Origin of the sequence: Thermodesulfomicrobium sp. WS (assembly GCF_027925145.1) — a bacterium.
Taxonomy (GTDB): domain Bacteria; phylum Desulfobacterota; class Desulfovibrionia; order Desulfovibrionales; family Desulfomicrobiaceae; genus Thermodesulfomicrobium.
Genome location: NZ_AP027130.1, coordinates 2,009,636 through 2,026,942 on the forward strand (window position 1 = coordinate 2,009,636; position 17,307 = coordinate 2,026,942).

General features: G+C 66.8%; 12 protein-coding genes. 11 read left to right on the forward strand and 1 reads right to left on the reverse strand.

What is annotated here, in order from left to right:
* Positions 1-2 precede the first annotated feature (2 nt).
* The 9 genes from QMF81_RS09665 (at position 3) to wbaP (ending at position 11,633) form a co-directional block, all read left to right on the forward strand.
* A complete protein-coding gene (locus QMF81_RS09665; protein ID WP_281750600.1) occupies positions 3-2,312 on the forward strand; it encodes a PBP1A family penicillin-binding protein in 2,310 nt (769 codons plus the stop codon).
* Positions 2,313-2,315: 3 nt separating this feature from the next.
* Positions 2,316-3,344 carry a hypothetical protein gene (locus QMF81_RS09670; protein ID WP_281750601.1) on the forward strand — a complete coding sequence of 343 codons (1,029 nt, stop codon included), beginning with the start codon at positions 2,316-2,318 and terminating at the stop codon, positions 3,342-3,344.
* On the forward strand, positions 3,341-4,435 hold the full coding sequence (locus QMF81_RS09675; protein WP_281750602.1) for a glycosyltransferase: 1,095 nt from the start codon (positions 3,341-3,343) through the stop codon (positions 4,433-4,435). The genes QMF81_RS09670 and QMF81_RS09675 overlap by 4 nt, the downstream gene beginning before the upstream one ends.
* Positions 4,432-5,490: a glycosyltransferase gene (locus tag QMF81_RS09680; RefSeq protein WP_281750603.1), complete on the forward strand. Its 1,059-nt coding sequence runs from the start codon at positions 4,432-4,434 to the stop codon at positions 5,488-5,490. Before QMF81_RS09675 ends, QMF81_RS09680 begins: the two co-directional genes overlap by 4 nt.
* Positions 5,487-6,659: an O-antigen ligase family protein gene (locus QMF81_RS09685; protein ID WP_281750604.1), complete on the forward strand. Its 1,173-nt coding sequence runs from the start codon at positions 5,487-5,489 to the stop codon at positions 6,657-6,659. The genes QMF81_RS09680 and QMF81_RS09685 overlap by 4 nt, the downstream gene beginning before the upstream one ends.
* Positions 6,601-7,746: a glycosyltransferase family 4 protein gene (locus QMF81_RS09690; RefSeq protein WP_281750605.1), complete on the forward strand. Its 1,146-nt coding sequence runs from the start codon at positions 6,601-6,603 to the stop codon at positions 7,744-7,746. The genes QMF81_RS09685 and QMF81_RS09690 overlap by 59 nt, the downstream gene beginning before the upstream one ends.
* 82 nt (positions 7,747-7,828) lie before the next feature.
* Positions 7,829-9,394 carry an ATP-binding protein gene (locus QMF81_RS09695; protein ID WP_281750606.1) on the forward strand — a complete coding sequence of 522 codons (1,566 nt, stop codon included), beginning with the start codon at positions 7,829-7,831 and terminating at the stop codon, positions 9,392-9,394.
* Complete coding sequence (locus QMF81_RS09700) at positions 9,391-10,281, forward strand: glycosyltransferase (protein ID WP_281750607.1); 891 nt, start codon at positions 9,391-9,393, stop codon at positions 10,279-10,281. Before QMF81_RS09695 ends, QMF81_RS09700 begins: the two co-directional genes overlap by 4 nt.
* On the forward strand, positions 10,278-11,633 hold the full coding sequence (wbaP, locus tag QMF81_RS09705; protein ID WP_281750608.1) for an undecaprenyl-phosphate galactose phosphotransferase WbaP: 1,356 nt from the start codon (positions 10,278-10,280) through the stop codon (positions 11,631-11,633). The genes QMF81_RS09700 and wbaP overlap by 4 nt, the downstream gene beginning before the upstream one ends.
* Here wbaP and QMF81_RS09710 read toward each other — a convergent pair.
* Entirely contained in the window at positions 11,630-12,697 is a 1,068-nt protein-coding gene (locus tag QMF81_RS09710; protein ID WP_281750609.1) for an acyltransferase, read from the reverse strand. The genes wbaP and QMF81_RS09710 overlap by 4 nt on opposite strands.
* A 185-nt stretch (positions 12,698-12,882) precedes the next feature.
* Between QMF81_RS09710 and QMF81_RS09715 the strand changes: the two genes are divergently transcribed.
* On the forward strand, positions 12,883-14,355 hold the full coding sequence (locus QMF81_RS09715; RefSeq protein ID WP_281750610.1) for a choice-of-anchor L domain-containing protein: 1,473 nt from the start codon (positions 12,883-12,885) through the stop codon (positions 14,353-14,355).
* 107 nt (positions 14,356-14,462) lie between these two features.
* The gene (locus QMF81_RS09720; protein ID WP_281750611.1) at positions 14,463-17,303 is read left to right on the forward strand and encodes a glycosyltransferase; all 2,841 of its coding nucleotides are present in this window, start codon (positions 14,463-14,465) and stop codon (positions 17,301-17,303) included.
* Positions 17,304-17,307 lie beyond the last annotated feature (4 nt).

The following is a 17,307-nucleotide window of genomic DNA, read 5'->3' on the forward strand; positions in this document are numbered from 1 at the left end:
TCATGCGTCTTGTGCGGATTCTCCTGCTTTTGTGTGTCGTTGGCCTGGCCGCTGCCGCAGGCGCTGCCTGGTGGCTCTACCATATGGCGGCCAGTGATCTCCCGGACATGACCAAGCTCTCGGACTACTCCCCGCCACTGGCCACCACGGTGCTTGCCCGCGACGGAGAGGTGCTCGGCTATTTCTACCGAGAAAAACGCTTCCTCACGCCGCTGTCGCGCATGAGCCCTTGGGTGCCCAAGGCCTTTCTCGCCGCCGAAGACGCCGCGTTCTACTCCCACCCCGGAGTGGACATCCCCGGCATCCTGCGCGCGGCCATCAAGAACCTCCTTGCCGGCGGCATCGTCCAAGGGGGCAGCACCATCACCCAGCAGACGGTCAAGGCCATGCTCCTGTCGCCGGAGCGCAGCTTCGAGCGCAAGCTCAAGGAAATGATCCTTGCCTACCGCCTGGAGCGTTTCCTCTCCAAGGACGAGATCCTCACCATCTACCTCAACCAGATCTACCTCGGCGCCGGGGTCTACGGGGTGGAGGCCGCGGCCCGGGAATACTTCGGGGTCCATGCCAGCGAGCTCACCCTGGCGCAGGCGGCCATGCTGGCAGGGCTGCCCAAGGCACCCAGCCGCTACTCCCCATTGATCGCCCCCGAGCGTGCCCAGGAGCGACAAGCCTACGTCCTGGGCCGGCTTGTGGAACTGGGCTGGATCACGCCCCAAGAATACGAGGCCGCCCGCGCCGAGCGCCTCAGCTACCATCCCATGCCCGACCCGTCGTGGAAGGTGGGGGCCTACGCCCTGGAAGAGGTGCGCCGCCAGCTCTTTGCCCGCTTCGGCGAGGATATGGTGCTCACCGGCGGGCTCACGGTGCGCACGAGCATTGACCGCAAGCACCAAGCCATCGCCGAAGAGGCCCTGCGCCGGGGGCTCATCACCGTCTCCAAACGCCACGGCTGGCGCGGCCCGGTGGAGCATGTGCCTGAAGCGAACCGCACCGCCTGGCTTGGCGCACACGAGACGGAAAGCCTCACCCCCGGCACCCGCGCCCTAGGAATTGTGGCCGGCATGGACAAAGCCGGGGCCCACATCCATCTTCCCCGCAGCCGCACCGGACTGGTGCCGGCAAAAGACCTCGGGTGGATACGCAAACTCGATACCGGCCTGCCTGCCGACACGGCCAAACGCCTGCGCGAGGCCCCGCTGCGACCGGGGGACGCCGTGTGGGTGCGCGTCACCGGCCCTGCCCCAAACGGGGTTCTGCCCCTCACCCTGGAGCAAGACCCCGGGGTGGAAGGGGCGCTGGTTTCCCTCGATCCCCGCACCGGCGAAGTCCTGGCCCTGGTGGGCGGCTACGACTTCTTCCGCAGCCAGTTCAACCGCGCCACCCAGGCCAAGCGCCAGCCCGGTTCAGCCTTCAAGCCCATCGTCTACAGCGCCGCCCTGGACAATGGGTTTACCGCCGCAAGCGTGGTCCTCGACGCCCCGGTGGTCCTCGACGACGGCAGCGACAAGCTCTGGAAGCCGGAAAACTATGAAGGCAATTTCTACGGTCCCACCCTGCTGCGCACCGCCTTGGTGAAGTCCCGCAACCTGGTGACCATCCGGGTGGCCCAGCGCATCGGAGTGGAGAAGATCATCGAGCGGGCCCGGGCCATGGGGATCACCACGGAGCTCCCGCCGTACCTCTCCATGGCCCTGGGGGCCATCGAGGTGACCCCCATCAACCTCTGCCAGGCCTACACCACGTTTGCCCGTCTGGGCAGCACGATCCCCCCGCGCCTGGTGCTCGAGGTCCTGTCTCCTTGGGGCGAAACCCTGGCAAGCGACCCCCTCGCCCCCCAGGAGGTGATGTCCCCCCAGACCGCCTACGTCATGGTGTCCATGCTGCAAGGAGTCGTGCAGGAAGGCACGGGCACCGCAGCCAAGGTCTTGGGCCGTCCCCTGGCGGGCAAGACCGGGACCACCAACAACGAACAGGACGCCTGGTTCATGGGCTTTTCCCCGTATCTGCTCACCGGCGTGTGGGTGGGCTACGATCAGGTACGGCCCATGGGCAGGCACGAGACCGGCGCCCAGGTGGCGCTGCCCATCTGGATCGACTACCGCCGCCAGGTGGAGCCGGACTATCCTCCCGAGGACTTCGCCGCGCCGGAGGGCATCGTCTGGGCGACCGTGGACCCGACCACCGGCTGGCCAGCGGCCCAAGGCATCACCCTGCCCTTTGTCAACGGCACCGCGCCCAATGCCACGGCGGAAATCCCCCTGGACGCGCCTGTGGGAAGCGAAGGCGAAGACCTGCTCAAGCAAATCTTCTAAGCCATGGCTGCCGCCCTCGTTTCTCGTATCCAGCAAGAGGCCATAGCCATCGGCCGCAAGTCCTTGCACGCGTGGATCGCCCTCACGAAGGTCCTGATCCCCACCGTGGTGATCGTGCGCCTACTCCACGATGCGGGACTTGTCCCTTGGGTGGCAGCGCCCCTCTCCCCGGTCATGAACGTCCTCAGTCTGCCCCCGGAACTGGGGCTCGTATGGGCCACGGCCATGCTCAATTCCATCTACGGCGGGCTCGCGGTCTTTGCCGCCCTCGCGCCAGGGCTGGATCTCACCATCCGCCAGGCCACCACCCTGGGCATCCTCGTACTCCTCGCCCATTCCCTGCCCGTGGAGCTCCAGGTGGCGCGCCTGGCGGGCGCCCGGCCGCTATTCCAACTCCTCCTGCGTTTCCTTGGTGCCGTGCTCCTGGCCTGGATCTTTGCCCGGACGACCCAGATCTTCGGGGTCCTGGAAGCACCGGCACGCCTCGGCTGGGTCCCTGCCCCGGCGGACCCTGGCTGGATGGCGTTTCTGCAAAGCCAGGCCGTCAGCCTTCTCGGGATCCTCGCCATCATTGTCACGCTCTCCGGGCTCATGCGCCTCCTCGACCTCGCGGGTCTCACCCGCCTGGCAGTGCGCCTGCTCACCCCACTGCTTCGGGCCATGGGCATCGGCCCGGAAGCGGCCCTCATCACCGTAGCCGGCACCGTGCTCGGACTCTCCTATGGCAGCGGACTCATCCTCACACAGACCCGCTGCGGCCACGTGAGCCCCAAGGATACCGTGGCGGCCATCTCCCTCATGGGACTCGCCCACGCCGTCATCGAAGATACCCTGCTCCTTGCCCTCATCGGCGGCCACCCTTCGGGCCTGCTCTGGACGCGCCTGGCCTTTGCCTTCCTGGTGACCGCGGGTCTTACCCGCCTAACGGCCCGCCTGCCGGAGCCGATCTTTTACCGCTGGCTCTTTCGGCCGCACCCCAAAACCGCCATGGTCCCCTCCTGCTGCCCCACACACCGTGCGGAGGGCACGTGAATCCACGCAAGCCCGTGCTCGTGCGCATCACCAACAACCTCGGCCTCGGCGGGGTGCAGCGCCGGCTGCGCGACCTCTTGCCGCTGCTGACCGACCACTTCGCGGTGCACGTCATCACTTACAAAGACCGCGGCGTCTTTTTCGAGGAGCTGCGCGACCACGGGGTGGCCACCCACTTCCTGCCGCGGCGCTTTCCGGCCGTGGCGCGCCTGGCCGCCTTCCTTGGCCGGCTCAAGCCCACCATCGTTCACACCCACTCCTACGGCGGCAATGTGCTTGGCCTTCCCGCTGCCCGCCTGGTGGGAGCACCGGTGCGCGTGGGACATGTCCACTCCGCCTTTCTCCATTGGTACGCCGCCTCCCCCTGGCGCCGCAGGCTCCAGGCCCAAAAAGAAGCCCTGGTGCACCGGATCTGCTCGCACGCGGTGTGCTGCGTCTCCGAGGAGGCGCGCCAGCATTTTCTCGCAGGAACCGGGCTTGCCCCAAACCGCGTCGTGGTGCTGGAAAACGGCATCCGCCGCCCGCCCGAGCACGTCACCCCCATGTCCCTCGCCGCCTTGGGGGTTCCCCCAGGGGCCGTGGTCCTGGGCATGGCCGGCCGCATCACCCGCAGCAAGGGTTTTGCCCAGGGCATCTCCTGGATGGCACAGACTCCGCCGCACGTTCACCTCGTCGTGGCCGGGCCCGGAGACACCACCGCCCTCGAGCGCCACGTCCACGCTCTTGGGCTGTACGGACGCGTGCACTTCCTTGGTCCCCTCACCGACATGCCCGCCTTCTACGCGGCCCTGGACCTCCTCCTCTTTCCCTCCCCGCCCGGGGTGGAGGGCATGCCCGGCATCGTGCTCGAAGCCCTGGGCATGGGCCTTCCCGTCCTGGCACAGGAGAGCGCCCCGCTGCGGGAAATGGCGCCGGTGGCTCCGCGCCTGTACTTCTTCCGGCCCGAGCTGCCGGCCACGGCCCAGATGGAGGCGGCCATGGCAAGCCCTGCGGCGGATCTTGCCCCGTTCTTTGCCCGCTTTTCCCTGGAGGCCATGGTGGAGCGCACCCTTCACCTCTACGAAACGCTCTTGCGGCAGGGGCGGCCATGAACCTCGTCTTTGCCAATGCCAGCAAAAAATGGGGCGGGGTCAAATCCTGGACCCTGGACGTGGCCGCCGGTCTTCGGGAGCGCGGCCACCGGGTGCTCCTCCTTGCCCGGCCGGGGGAATTTCTGCGCCGGGCCGCCCTGCTGGGCTGCGAGACCTGCGCCTTCACCTTTGGCCCGGACTACAACCCCGTGGCCATCCTGCGGGCCGCACGCGAGCTGCAAAGATTCGGGGCCCAAGTGGTCTGCGGCAATGTCGGCAAGGACCTGCGCACCGTGGGGCTGGCGGCCCGAATCTTGGGCATCCCGGTGGTGCACCGCGTGGGCCTGGCCGGGGACCTCAAACCCGGACCTTCCCCCTGGCTGGACGCCCAGCTGCTGCGGCCCTACCTGCTCGCCCCATGCCAGCAGGTGCTCGACGGGGTGCGCCACGCCGTCCCCGCCCTGCGCCCGCTGCCTGCAGCAGTCATCCACACTGGAAAACGCCGCGGGCCATGCCCGGAGCACGGCCCCCACACCCCGCTGGCCCTCGTCTCCGCCAGCCAGCTCAATCCCGACAAGGGCCACGCCACGGTGCTGGCGGCCCTGGAGCGCCTTGCCGGCAGCGGCATTCCCTTCCACTACCACGTCTACGGCACCGGCTCGCTCCAGGACTCCCTGCCGCGCCACGCCCAGGATTTGGGTCTCGCCGACCACGTCACCTGGCATGGATTCGTGCCGGACGTGCCGGCCCGCATCGCCCAGGCCGATGTCTTCGTGCTCGCCTCCACCAGCGAGGGGCTGCCCAACGCCCTCGTGGAGGCCATGGCCGCAGGCCTGGTGTGCGTGGCCCGCAACGTCGGCGGTATCGCCGAGATCTGGCCGCCTGCGGCCCATTGGCTGCTGCTGCCTCCAGACGCCGGCCCGGAAGCCTTCGCCGAGGCCCTCCTGCGCCTCACCCGGCTCTGCGACGAGGAATTTCGTCTGCTGCGCCAGGCCTTCTGGCAGGCTGTCCCCAGTCGAGAGGCCATGCTGGACGCCCTGGAAGCTTTCGTGATCCGCCTGGAGAAGAGAGCATGACACTGATCTCCTGCGTCTCCCTCGTCCTCACTGCGGCCCTGGCCCTGGCCTGCCTCTTCAAGACCGGCTGGGTAGGCTCCGTGGCCGTGGCCGCCGGCCTTGTGGTGCTGTGGGCTGGGGCAGCCCGCAAGCTTCCCGCCGGATTCTTTCGCGACCCGGTGTTCTTCGGCCTGACCTGCTTCGCCGCGGTGGTACTCACCCAAATCGCCCTTGGCCGCACCTCCCCTGCCAGCCTCGGGGCCATCGGCAATGCCGCGGCCTTTTGGGCCTTGGGCAAGCTGGTGGCCCTGCAATTTCCCACCAAGCTGCTCTCCGGATGGAAGGTATTCTCGCTACTGGTGCTCCTCGTGGTGGCCCTAGGATGGGTGGGCGTATACTGGGGAATTTTTCCCGACCCAGCCCTTGGTTTTGCCAATATCACCCGCACGGCCCTGTTTCTCGCCAGCGCCATCCTGGTGATGCTCGGCCATGCCCTAGCCCGCCAGCAGCTTCCCGCCTGGGGCCCCACCCTCATCCTCGCCGGACTCTTGGCCGCCACCGGACGTCGGACCACCATGCTCGCCACCCTGGTCGCGGCCCTGGTCTGGGTGCGCCGGCCGTTCCATGCCGCAGCTGTCGGCATCCTCGCCGTTGCCCTCGCCACCGCAGCCCTACTCTCCGGCCAGATGGACCGTTTCACCCACAGCTTTGAGCTCACCAGCCCCTCCACCTACGAGCGGGTGGCGGTATGGTTCGCGGCCATGCACCTCTTTGAGAAACATCCGTTCCTGGGATGCGGGTTCAAGACCTTCAAGACCCAGGCAACTCCTGCCGTGGAGGAGTTCCGCAAGCGCCATCCAGCGGACCACACCCCAGAGCGTCTGGACGACGCCCACAACATCGTCCTTCACCTGGCAGCGGAGACCGGGATCCTTGGCCTTGCCGCCATGCTGATCGCCTGGGTCGTCCCGATACGATCTGCCTGGCGCCGCCGCGACGATCCGACGGCCGCGCTCCTCGCCAGCCTCGGGGTCCTCTTTGTACTCCACCTCCAGCTGCACGTGCAGCTCTTTTCCAGCAATATAGCGGCCCTGATGTTCACGACCTTGGGGCTCACCATGGGGTACCTCCATGCTTCGACACCTGCTCTATATCGCGGCCTCGCGCATCCCCTCGCGCCACGCCAATAGCGTCCAGGTGGCGCACATGCTCTGCGCCTTCGCCGCCCAGGTGGAAGAGGTGACCGCGATCCTGCCCGCCACCTGGCGAGGCATCACCGCGCACCTCTGCGGCCGGCTCCTGACGCCCTACGGGCTTACGGCCCCGGCCAACCTGCGCATCGTCTTCCGAAGCCTCTTCCATCCCTCGCACTTCGAGACCCAGGCCATGAGCCGCCTCCCCTCGGCGGACCTCATCTACACCCGCAGCGCGAAGGCCGCCCTGGCCCTGGCCTCTGGCCCCACGCCGGTACTCATGGAATCCCACGATCCGGTCCGCGACGACGCCAAGGCCGGAATCCTGCGTCTCGCCCAAGCCCTCGGTCACAATGCCAACGGACTGGTGGCCATCTCCCAGAGCATTTGCCAGCGCTACCAACAGGCCGGCCTTGCCCCGGATCGTATCCTCGTGGCCCATGCTGCTGTCGATTCCTGCCGCTTCGCCCAGTCCCAAGGTGGACTCCTCGCCCGTCTCTGCGCGCCGAATGCCCTGCAGCGTCCCGTGGTCCTTTACTGCGGTTCCCTCCAGCCCGGCAAAGGGGCAAGGTTCGCTGCGCGCCTGGCGGCACAGATGCCAGACGTCCACATTGCCATCGTGGGCGGCAGTCCTGAGGAAATCCGCGCCCTGGGAGAGGAGGCGCACGCCCCCAACCTCTTGCTCCACCCTGCCGTACCCCATGCCCAAGTGCCGGACCTCTTGGCCGACGCCGACATCCTTCTTCTGCCCTACACCAAAACCGAACGGAGCGGTCCTACGGACCACACCACCGCATCCTTGTGCCCCATCAAGGTATTCGAGGCCCTGGCCGCAGGCGCGCCCATCGTGGCAGCAGACCTCCCGGTGCTGCGCGAGGTCCTCACCCCGGAGACGGCCTTCTTCTTCCCCCCCGCCGACGCCGCTGCCTGCGCCGCCGCCATCCGCCGGGCCCTGACCCTGACTCCAGAGGAGCGGCAACGCCGCAGGACCCTGGCCCAAAGTCAGGCATGGAGTTGGGAGCAACGCGCCCAGCGCATCCTTGCCTGGTGGACCCGGCGGCGCGACACCCATTCCACGGCCTAAGCGCACCAGATGAGGGCGTTTTGACTTCTCCCGCCCTCGTGGGTACACGAAAAGCCTCGCCTCTTCCCACCTGGAGGTCCCCATGGCGCGCAAGAAACTGCCCATCGGCATCCAGACCTTTGCCGAGATCCGGCGCGAAGGCTACTACTACGTGGACAAGACGCCCTTTGTGGCGAGCCTTGCCGAAAGCGGGAAGTACTATTTTCTCTCCCGGCCGCGGCGCTTCGGCAAATCCCTCTTCCTCGACACCCTGGCCGAGGCCTTTGCCGGCAATCGCACGCTCTTCACCGGCCTGTACCTGGAAAATCATTGGGATTGGGAAAGACGCCACCCGGTGATCCGCATCAGCTTTGCCTCCGGCCAACTCCAAAGCCGGGCGGAATTGGAGGCCCGTATCTGGGAGCAGCTCCACAATACCGCGGCGCAGCTTGGGGTAACTTCATCCAAGAAAACCATCGTCGGCTTTTTCGAGGATATCATCATCGGTGCGGCAAAACGCTTTGGAGAGCGAACCGTGGTCTTGGTGGACGAATACGACAAACCCATCCTCGATAACCTCACCCACCCGGAGATCGCCGCCGAGATGCGCGAGGGACTGCGCAATCTCTACTCCGTACTCAAGGGCCGCGATGCCGACCTGCGCTTCGTGTTTTTGACCGGGGTGTCCAAATTCAGCAAGGTGAGCCTCTTTTCCGGGCTCAACAACCTCAACGACATCACCGTGGACGACCGCTACGCCGCCCTCTGCGGCTATACCGAGGCGGACCTGGACACGGTCTTCGCCCCGGAATTTACTGCAGCAGCGCAGGAGGGGCGCCCCCTTTCCCGGGAAATGGTGCGCGACTGGTATAGCGGCTATAGCTGGGGCGGGCCGCAGCGGGTCTACAACCCCTTCGATGTCCTGCTCGTGTTCGACAAGCGCGAGTTCCGTGCCTGGTGGTTCGAGACCGCCACCCCGCGCTTTCTTGTGCAGTGGCTGGCCCGCCACCACTTCTATACCCCGCAGCTGGAGCGCCTCTACGCCAGCGAGCAGCTCATCTCCGCCTTCGATGTGGAGCACATCGAGCCCGAGGCCCTGCTCTGGCAGACCGGGTACCTCACCCTCACCGGGGTGCACGACTATGACGGCGTGAAAGAGTACCAGCTGGGCGTGCCCAACCGCGAAGTGCGCATGGCCCTCAACGAGGCGCTCCAGCAGGCATGGCTTCCCTCGCGCCCCCGCCAAAGCCTGGGCGAGATCTTCCGCATCCTGCGCGCCGGCGACGCAGCGGCCCTGCACGAGCACTTCCAGCGCCTCTATACCAGCATCCCGACGGACTGGTACCGCAAAAGCCCCATCGCCCAGTACGAAGGCTACTTCGCCAGCGTGTTCTACAGCCACCTGGCGAGCCTGGGGCTCCCCATGACCGCGGAGGACACCTCATTGCAGGGCCGCCTGGACCTCATGCTACGCGCCGGATCTACCGTATGGCTCTTCGAGTTCAAGGTGGTGGACGGCGACGCCCCCACCGGCGAGGCCCTGGCCCAGCTTATGGCCAAGGACTACGCCGCCAAGTACCGCGCCGCACCAGAGGTGGAAAAACTCCTGCAAGTCGGCGTGGAATTCAGCGCAAGCCTGCGCCAGATCGTGGGCTGGGAGGTGGCGTGAGGCAATCTCCGTGCGCGGCAAAGAAGGCTGCCGCTTCTTCCCGTGCCGCCACCGCCCCGACGGTGCTTGCCGTCATCCCCACCCGCAATGCCGGCCCGCGGTTTGCCCAAACCCTCCAGGCCCTGCGCGGGACCCCGGTGCTCGTGCTCGACACCGCCTCCACCGACGGCACCCCGGAGCGCGCCCGCAGCCACGGCGCCCAGGTACGCGCCATCGCCCCCGAAGCCTTCAACCACGCCACCACCCGCAACCTGGCCCTGGAATACCCGGCAGACTTCTATCTCTTCCTCACCCAGGACGCCGTGCCCGCCGGCCGCGACCTCATCCCTGCCCTGCTTGCGCCCATGGGGGATCCCCAGGTGGCCATGGCCTACGGCCGCCACCTGCCGCCCTGCCAATGCCGGCCCGAGGAGCGCTTCGCCCGCCTCTATCACTATCCGCCCCACTCCCAGGTGCGCACCCGCGCCCACATCCCGCGCCTGGGTATCCATGCCTTTTTCGCCTCCAATGTCTGCTGCCTCTACCGGGCAAGCGTCTTCCGCGCCCTGGGCGGCTTCACCCCCGGCCTTGCCACCAACGAAGACATGGAATTCGCCGCCCGCGCCCTTTTGGCCGGCTACGCCGTGGCCTACGCCGCCGAGGCCTGTGTGTGGCACGGCCACCATTTGAGCCTTGCCCAACTGTGGCGGCGCTACCAGGCCATCGGCCGCTTTTTCGCCCAAAACCCCTGGATCCTGGAGGCGGCATCCGGCATGACCGCTTCCGGCGGCGCCTACGTGCTTGCGGAGCTGCGCCACCTCATCCGGCACGCGCCGCTTGCCCTGCCCCGCGCCCTCGCAGCCACGGTGGTCAAGTATCTCGCCTTCCAGCAGGGAAAACGCTCATGACCCGTCGCCCCCTCTCGCCGCTCACCACGTCCCTCGTCCTCCTGGCCGCGGACATCATGAGCCTGCTCGTTGCCTGCTGGGCCGCGGTGCTCGTGCGCTGGGCCTTGGGCGGTGCATTTGCCCTCGCCCTCTACGCCGAAGTCACGCCTTTCGTGCTCCTCTTTCCCGGCCTCTTCGCCCTGCAGGGACTCTATCCCGGCACCCTCATCGCCCCGCCCGACGCCCTCAAGCGCCTGTGCCAAAGCATCTCCCTGGGCTTTGCCCTGCTGGTGGTGCTCTCGTTTCTCGCCAAGCACGGGCCGTTGTACTCCCGCGGGGTCATGGCCATGGCCTGGGGGGCAGGCCTGGCCGCCGTTCCCCTGGCCCGCGCCCTGGTCCGGCGCTTCTGCCTGCGCCAGGGGCGCTGGGGGCAGGCCGCAGTGCTCGTGGGCGCGGACGCATCCACGGCGCAGCTCAAGGCAACCCTCCTTGCCCATCCCGAGCTGGGAATCACCCCGGTGGCGCGCATGGATCCCAGCGGCGCCTGCACCCAGGGCACATTGCCGCCGCCGCGCCAAGGTGTGGCCATCCTCTTGGTGGAAGCCGACCAGGTAGAGGCCCTGCTGGAGGGCCCGCTGGCAGGCTTTGGCCGCGTGCTCCTCGTGCCGCAGCTGCCGGCGCTGCCCTCCCTGTGGACCGACACCGCCGATGTGGCAGGCACCCTGCTGGTGGACGTGCGCATGAAGCTCCTCGATCCCCACCGCCAGCGCCTCAAGCGCCTGCTCGATCTCGCCATCACCCTCATGGTCCTGCCCCTGATCCTGCCGCTCATGGCCGCCATCGCCCTGACCGTGCGCCTCACCTCCCCCGGGCCCATCTTCTTTGCCCACCGCCGCATCGGCCGCGGCGGCCGCGACATCCGCATCTGGAAGTTCCGCACCATGCACCCGCAGGCCGACCGTCTCCTGACCGAGGCCCTGGCCCAGGATCCCAGCCTGCAGCACGAATGGGAAACCTGCCACAAGCTGCGCCATGACCCGCGCATCACCCGCGTGGGGGGCTTTTTGCGGCGCACCAGCCTCGATGAGCTGCCGCAGCTATGGAACGTGCTTCAGGGAGACTTGGCCCTGGTGGGCCCGCGGCCCATCGTCTGGGACGAGGTTCCCAAGTACGGGGAGACCGGCTTTGCCCTGTACTGCAAGGTACGGCCCGGGCTCACCGGCCTGTGGCAGATCTCGGGCCGATCCAGCACCACCTACGCCGAGCGCGTGGCCCTGGACACCTACTACGTGCGCAACTGGTCGGTGTGGCTGGACATCTACATCCTCGCCCGCACTCCAGCAGCGCTCGTGGACACCACCAGGGCATGCTAGCCGAGGGGCATCTGGGCTTCCCCTCTTCTGGTGCCGTCACCATACGCCGCCCGCGGTTTGCGCGCCAGCCACGGTGCCTCCACCACATGCCAGGAAAAAACCGCTCCCAGCAGGGTCAACCCCAAACTCAGGACAAACAGGGACCCATGGCCTGCCTGGGCCCCCAAGAGGGCAATGGAGAGCTGCTGCATGGGAAAGGCATAGATATAGAGCCCGTAGGAAAAATCTCCCCACCGGGCGGCGTGACGCACCACCGGCCACGACCGTAACCCCACGGCCAAAGTGGCATAGGGGATGATCACCACCGCCAGCATCTGCTGCACCACCCCGGACGCACCCCACAGCACTGCCCCCAAAAGAACAGCCACAGGCACGGAGAGCATCTCCCGCCGCCCCCAGAGGGCCCAAAAACTTCCCATCATGTAGTACGGGGCGAGCATCCCCAAAAAACGCACATCCGAGCCCCACACCACCATGGGGGCATGGGTCGCCAAGGCCCAATGTCCCAGGGCCGCCACCACCACTGCGCCCCCGGCCAGTATCCATGGACTGCGGCGGACGGCCTCCAACAACAGCACCAAGGTCATGGCAAAGTACAAAAAAAACTCCAGCGGCAAGGTCCACAAAGAACCATTGACCGCGTGGGGGTAAGGATTGGCGCCGAACACCCCGGGGAGCGAATACACGGGAAAAAAGAGGATATTGAGGAAATAGGCGCGCACTTGGGGGTGCCCATAGTACTGGAGCACGGGCAGGGTGCTCACCCAGGGCCCCAGCACCAATGCGCACAGGACCACAACGACCACCAGTCCGGGGAGGATACGGAGCATACGCCGCGCAGCGAAACGCCCCCAATGGGGATCCCGCATCCAACTGAGGGTGATCAAATACCCACTGATGGAAAAAAACATGGCCACCCCGAGCCCGCCAAAGGTGGTCCAGCCGCCCACCATGGGTTCCGCAAACCCCTGCAGCGCAAAATGATGACTCACGAACACCAGCATGGCGCCCAGCAGCCGCAAAAAATCAAAAGCGTTGGTCCGTGCTCGTTCGTGTCCTTGCATGCCGTCCCTCGTTCCTCCGTCCTGATACCCATACTCCCTGGGCGCTACCCTAGCCATCTTCAACTCCTCCAGAGAGCACCATCGACGCCAAACACAAAAAAAAAAAAATCAGCCTGCCCATTGACATCCCGTGACCATTGGAGGATGCAGAAATCATCTATTTACCCCAACCCGGAGGTGCCGCCATGGCCTTCACCCCGTACGATCCCAGCGTCCATCACTCCATCGATCTCCTTACCGCCATCCTCGTCCCCGGCACCGGGCTGTCCATTGTCCCGGGCTCTGTCAACCTCAAATTCGGCACCGGCACCCAATACGACCCTGCCAGCGGAACCAGCACCACCAAGACCTCCGTCTCGTTCTACGACGGCACGCTGCCCTTGGGCATCGGTCATGGCATCCTGCTCTCCTCGGGCGACGGCACCCCACCGACCTCCAACACCCAAACGTCCTATACCGTATCGTTTATGGACAGCGAGGACTACGGCGCCGCCGTGGACGCCGACCTCCAGGCCGTGGCCACTGCCGCCTTCAGCGGCGCCGGTCAGATCCACGACGCCTCCATCCTGACCTTCAGCGTGGATGTCGTCGACCCCAGCGTCAAGTCCATCCGCTTTGACCTCGTCTTCGGCTCCGACGAATACCCCGAGTGGGTGAACTCCTCCTTCGTGGACATCGCCGCGGTCATCGTCAACGGCGCCAACTACGCCCTGTTCAACAGCCAGCCCACCCAGCCCCTCAGTGTCATCCAGGAGAACCTGAGCGTCGGCAACTTCGCGAACAACACCGCCGGGACCATCCCCATCGAGTACGACGGCGTCTCCCAACTCCTCTCCATCATCGTCCCGGTGGTCACCGGCACCAACAGCATCAAGATCGGCGTGGCGGACACCGGCGACCAGGCCTATGACTCCGGGCTCTTTGTGGCCAACGTTCAAGGCGTGGGCTATACCGGCGCGGGCATCGCCCAGGTAATCACGGTCAACGATGCCAACTCCTCCGTCACGGCCCAAAGCGGCGACCTGGTCTATGAACTTCCGAAGAATGCGTGGTCAGGCGTCTTCTCCTTCAGCCCGTCGACTCCAGGCAACAAAACCATCGTCGGCGACGCCAACGACTACATCCAGGCGGTCTTCGACTTCGCCATCAGCTCCGTGCTCGATGCCTTCTATTCCGCCTTCAACACCGTCAGCGGCACCAATTCCCTCACCATCCAGACCCCCTTCGGCCAGTATTCCTTTTCCGGAGCGGACCTCCTCGTCTTTCAGGATGCGGCCTATGCCCTCGATACCTACCAAGGCGGCGACACCTGGCAGGCCTACGCCCTCTACTCCCTCGCCTTCGGCCAGCCCCCCTCCACCGCCACCCTCTCCCAATGGGTCAAGACCGCCCAAAACGCCGCAACCTTCGACGCTCTGGCCGCCCAATTCCTCAACACCTACGCCCCCACCGCCACCCTCGACGAAGTCGTCGCCTATCTCTACCAGATCGTCACCAAGACTGTGGCCGACGCCATCACCATCCAAAACGTGATCCAGCAGCTGGCCGCCGACGGGCTCACCACCGCCCCCCAAATCCTCGCCTTTGCCGCGGAGAACTTCGCCGACACCACCCCCATCCTCGGCCAGCCCGTGGCCCTGGACCCCAGCTTCTTCTAACCATACGTCACTGCTGCATACCACCTCCGGCCCCCAGGGCCGGGGGTGGTTTCGCGCCCGTGCGGCGATAGACAACAGGCCCGCTTCCGTCTAAGGCGCCCTGCACCATGTTCATGGAATCCTTCATCACCCCCACCACTGCTTCCCCCTCCGTGCCAGGCCGCGTCATCGCCGTACTCGCCCCGCATCCCGATGACGAAGTCCTCGGCTGCGGCGGTACCCTCGCCGCCCTCGTGCACGCCCAGATCCCGGTGCATGTGGCCATCCTCACCGACGGCCAAAAATGGCAAGACGCCCCCAACTGCCGCCGGGAAGAATCCTGCTGCGCCGCGCACTGCCTCGGCTATGGCGAACCCCAGTTTTGGGGCCTTGCCGACGGCCATCTGCTGGACGTGCCGGACCTTGCCCAGCGCATCCTCCATTGGCTGCGAAAGCTCGAAGCCGACACCGTACTCGCCCCCTCCTTATGGGAGATGCACCGCGACCACCGCGCCTGCGCCCAAGCCGCGGCAAAAGCGACACTCATGGCCGGCGGGACCGTGCGCCTCGCCGGCTACGAAGTAGGGGTCCCCCTTGTGCCCAACCTCTTGGTGGACATCACCCCCTGGCAGGGCCATAAGGCGCGCGCCATGGCCTGTTTCGCCTCCCAGCTCGGGCGCCAGGCCCTGCACCGGCAGATCCACGGGCTCAACCGCTACCGGACCTATAGCCTTCCTCGCCATGTGCGCGCTGCCGAGGCCTTCTGCCTTATGGAAGGTGCAGAGCTTGCCCGCCTGCTCCAGGAAACATCGGCCCACACCGTGCATCTGCTCTCCGCCCAACGCCACAGCACCGAGCGCGAGGCCCAGATCACCGCCCTCACCCAAACCCTCGCCCAGCGCGACGAGGCCATCACCACCCTCACCCAAACCCTCGCCCAGCGCGACGAGGCCATCAGCACCCTCACCCAAACCCTCGCCCAGCGCGAGGCCCAGCTTCACCAGATGCTCCACTCCCGCTCCTGGCAGCTCACCCGCCCCCTGCGGGCCCTGGCGGCAGTGCGACGGGGTGAGCGCAGCCTGGGTTCCCTGTTCATCGCCCTTGGCCGGCATGCCTTCCACGCCGCTCCCCTGCCCCAATCCTGGAAGACCAAGGCCAAAGTCGCGGCCCAGACCCTGCGCGAGCAGGTGCTGCAACGCCTCCACTCCCCGGCCAATGCCCATCTGAACCAGGCCCAAGTGGATGCCTGCCGCGCCCTGTGGCAGCAGGGTGGGTGGGAAGGGCTCCTGAGCCCACAGGCCCCGACCCATTGGCCCCATCTCGACATCAGTCTGGTCACCTACCACAGCGCCCGTTGGCTCCCGGGTTTTTTCCAAAGCCTCCTCGCCCAGGACTACCCCCTGGACCGCATCCACCTCCTGGTGGTGGACAATGGATCTCTCGATCCCACCTGGGAGCTCCTCCAGGAATTTGCCGCCACCTCCGGTCAGCGCCTCGCCGGTGTCCATCTCGAGCGCGGCCCCAACCAGGGCTTTGGCCGCAGCCATAACCAGGCCATGGCTCAGGGCAACGCCCCCTGGGTGCTCATCGTCAATCCGGACGTGGAGTTCCACCCGCACAGCCTCACCACGGTAGTGGCCCACGCCATGGCCGACACCCCAGAGACCACAGCCTGGGAGCTGCGCCAGATGCCCTACGAGCATCCCAAGCACTACCACCCGGTCACCTGGGAGACCACCTGGAACTCACATGCCTGCGTGCTCGTACGCCGTGCGGCCGTCCAATCCGTGGGCGGCTACGATCCGCGCATCTTTCTTTACGGTGAAGACGTGGAGCTCTCCTTGCGCCTGCGCGCCAATGGCTTCACCCTGCGCTACTGCCCGCCAGCCACCATCACCCACCACGCCTACCCCACCCCAGGGGAGGTCAAGCCCGCCCAATTCCTGGGCTCCGTCACCGCCAACGCCCTGATCCGCCTTGGCTACGGCACTGTCCAGGACATGGCCATGGTGCCGCTCCTCCTGGGGGCCAGTCTCCTGCGCTCTCCTTTTGCCGGCGCCCGCATCCAGCTGCTGCGCTATCTCGCCCGCCATTTTCTCCCCCATGTGCCGGCCGTGCTTGCCGAGCGCCGCCAGCACCCGGCAGTGGGCATCGCGCCGCTGCGCGGCATGGACTATGAGCGTCCCCGCCACGGGGCCTTCGTGCCGGCCTGTCCGCTCTGCGGCGATCTCCCCCTGGTGAGCGTCATCACCCGCACCATGGCGGGCCGGGAGTTCTTCCTCTGGCAGGCGGGCATGACCGTGCTGCGCCAGACCTACCCGCACGTGGAATGGGTGGTGGTGGAGGACGGCGGCAACGCCCAGCAGCCGCTCGTGGAGAGCCTGACCCGCCACACCACCCGGCCGGTGCGCTACATCCCCCTGCCCAAGGTGGGCCGTACCGAGGCCGGCAACCGTGGCCTGGCCGAGGCCCGCGGCACGCTCCTGCTCTTTCTCGACGACGACGACCTCCTCTACGCCGACCACCTGGAGACCTTGGTGCGCGCCCTCCTCGACCATCCCGAGGCCGCAGCCGCCTACAGTCTGGCCCTGGAGATCCCCACCACCGTGCATGCCGACGGCAGCATCCGCGAGGGCGAATACCTCCTCCACCCCGGTCATCTCCAGCCCTTCGACCCGCAAGTCCTGGCCCACCACAACTTCATCCCCATCCAGGCGCTGCTTGTGCGCCGCCACCTGTGGGAAGAGCGCGGCGGCTTCGACCCATCCCTGGACGTGCTCGAGGATTGGAACCTCTGGCAGCGCTACGCCCAGGGCAACCACTTCCACTACGTGCCCAAGGTCACCTCCCTCTACCGAGTCCCGGCGGACCCAACAGAGCGCCTGCGCCGCCAGACCCGCTTGGATGAAGCCTACGAAACCGTGCGCCAGGCCACGGCCCGCACCCTTGCCTCCACCCCCACCACCTAGTCGC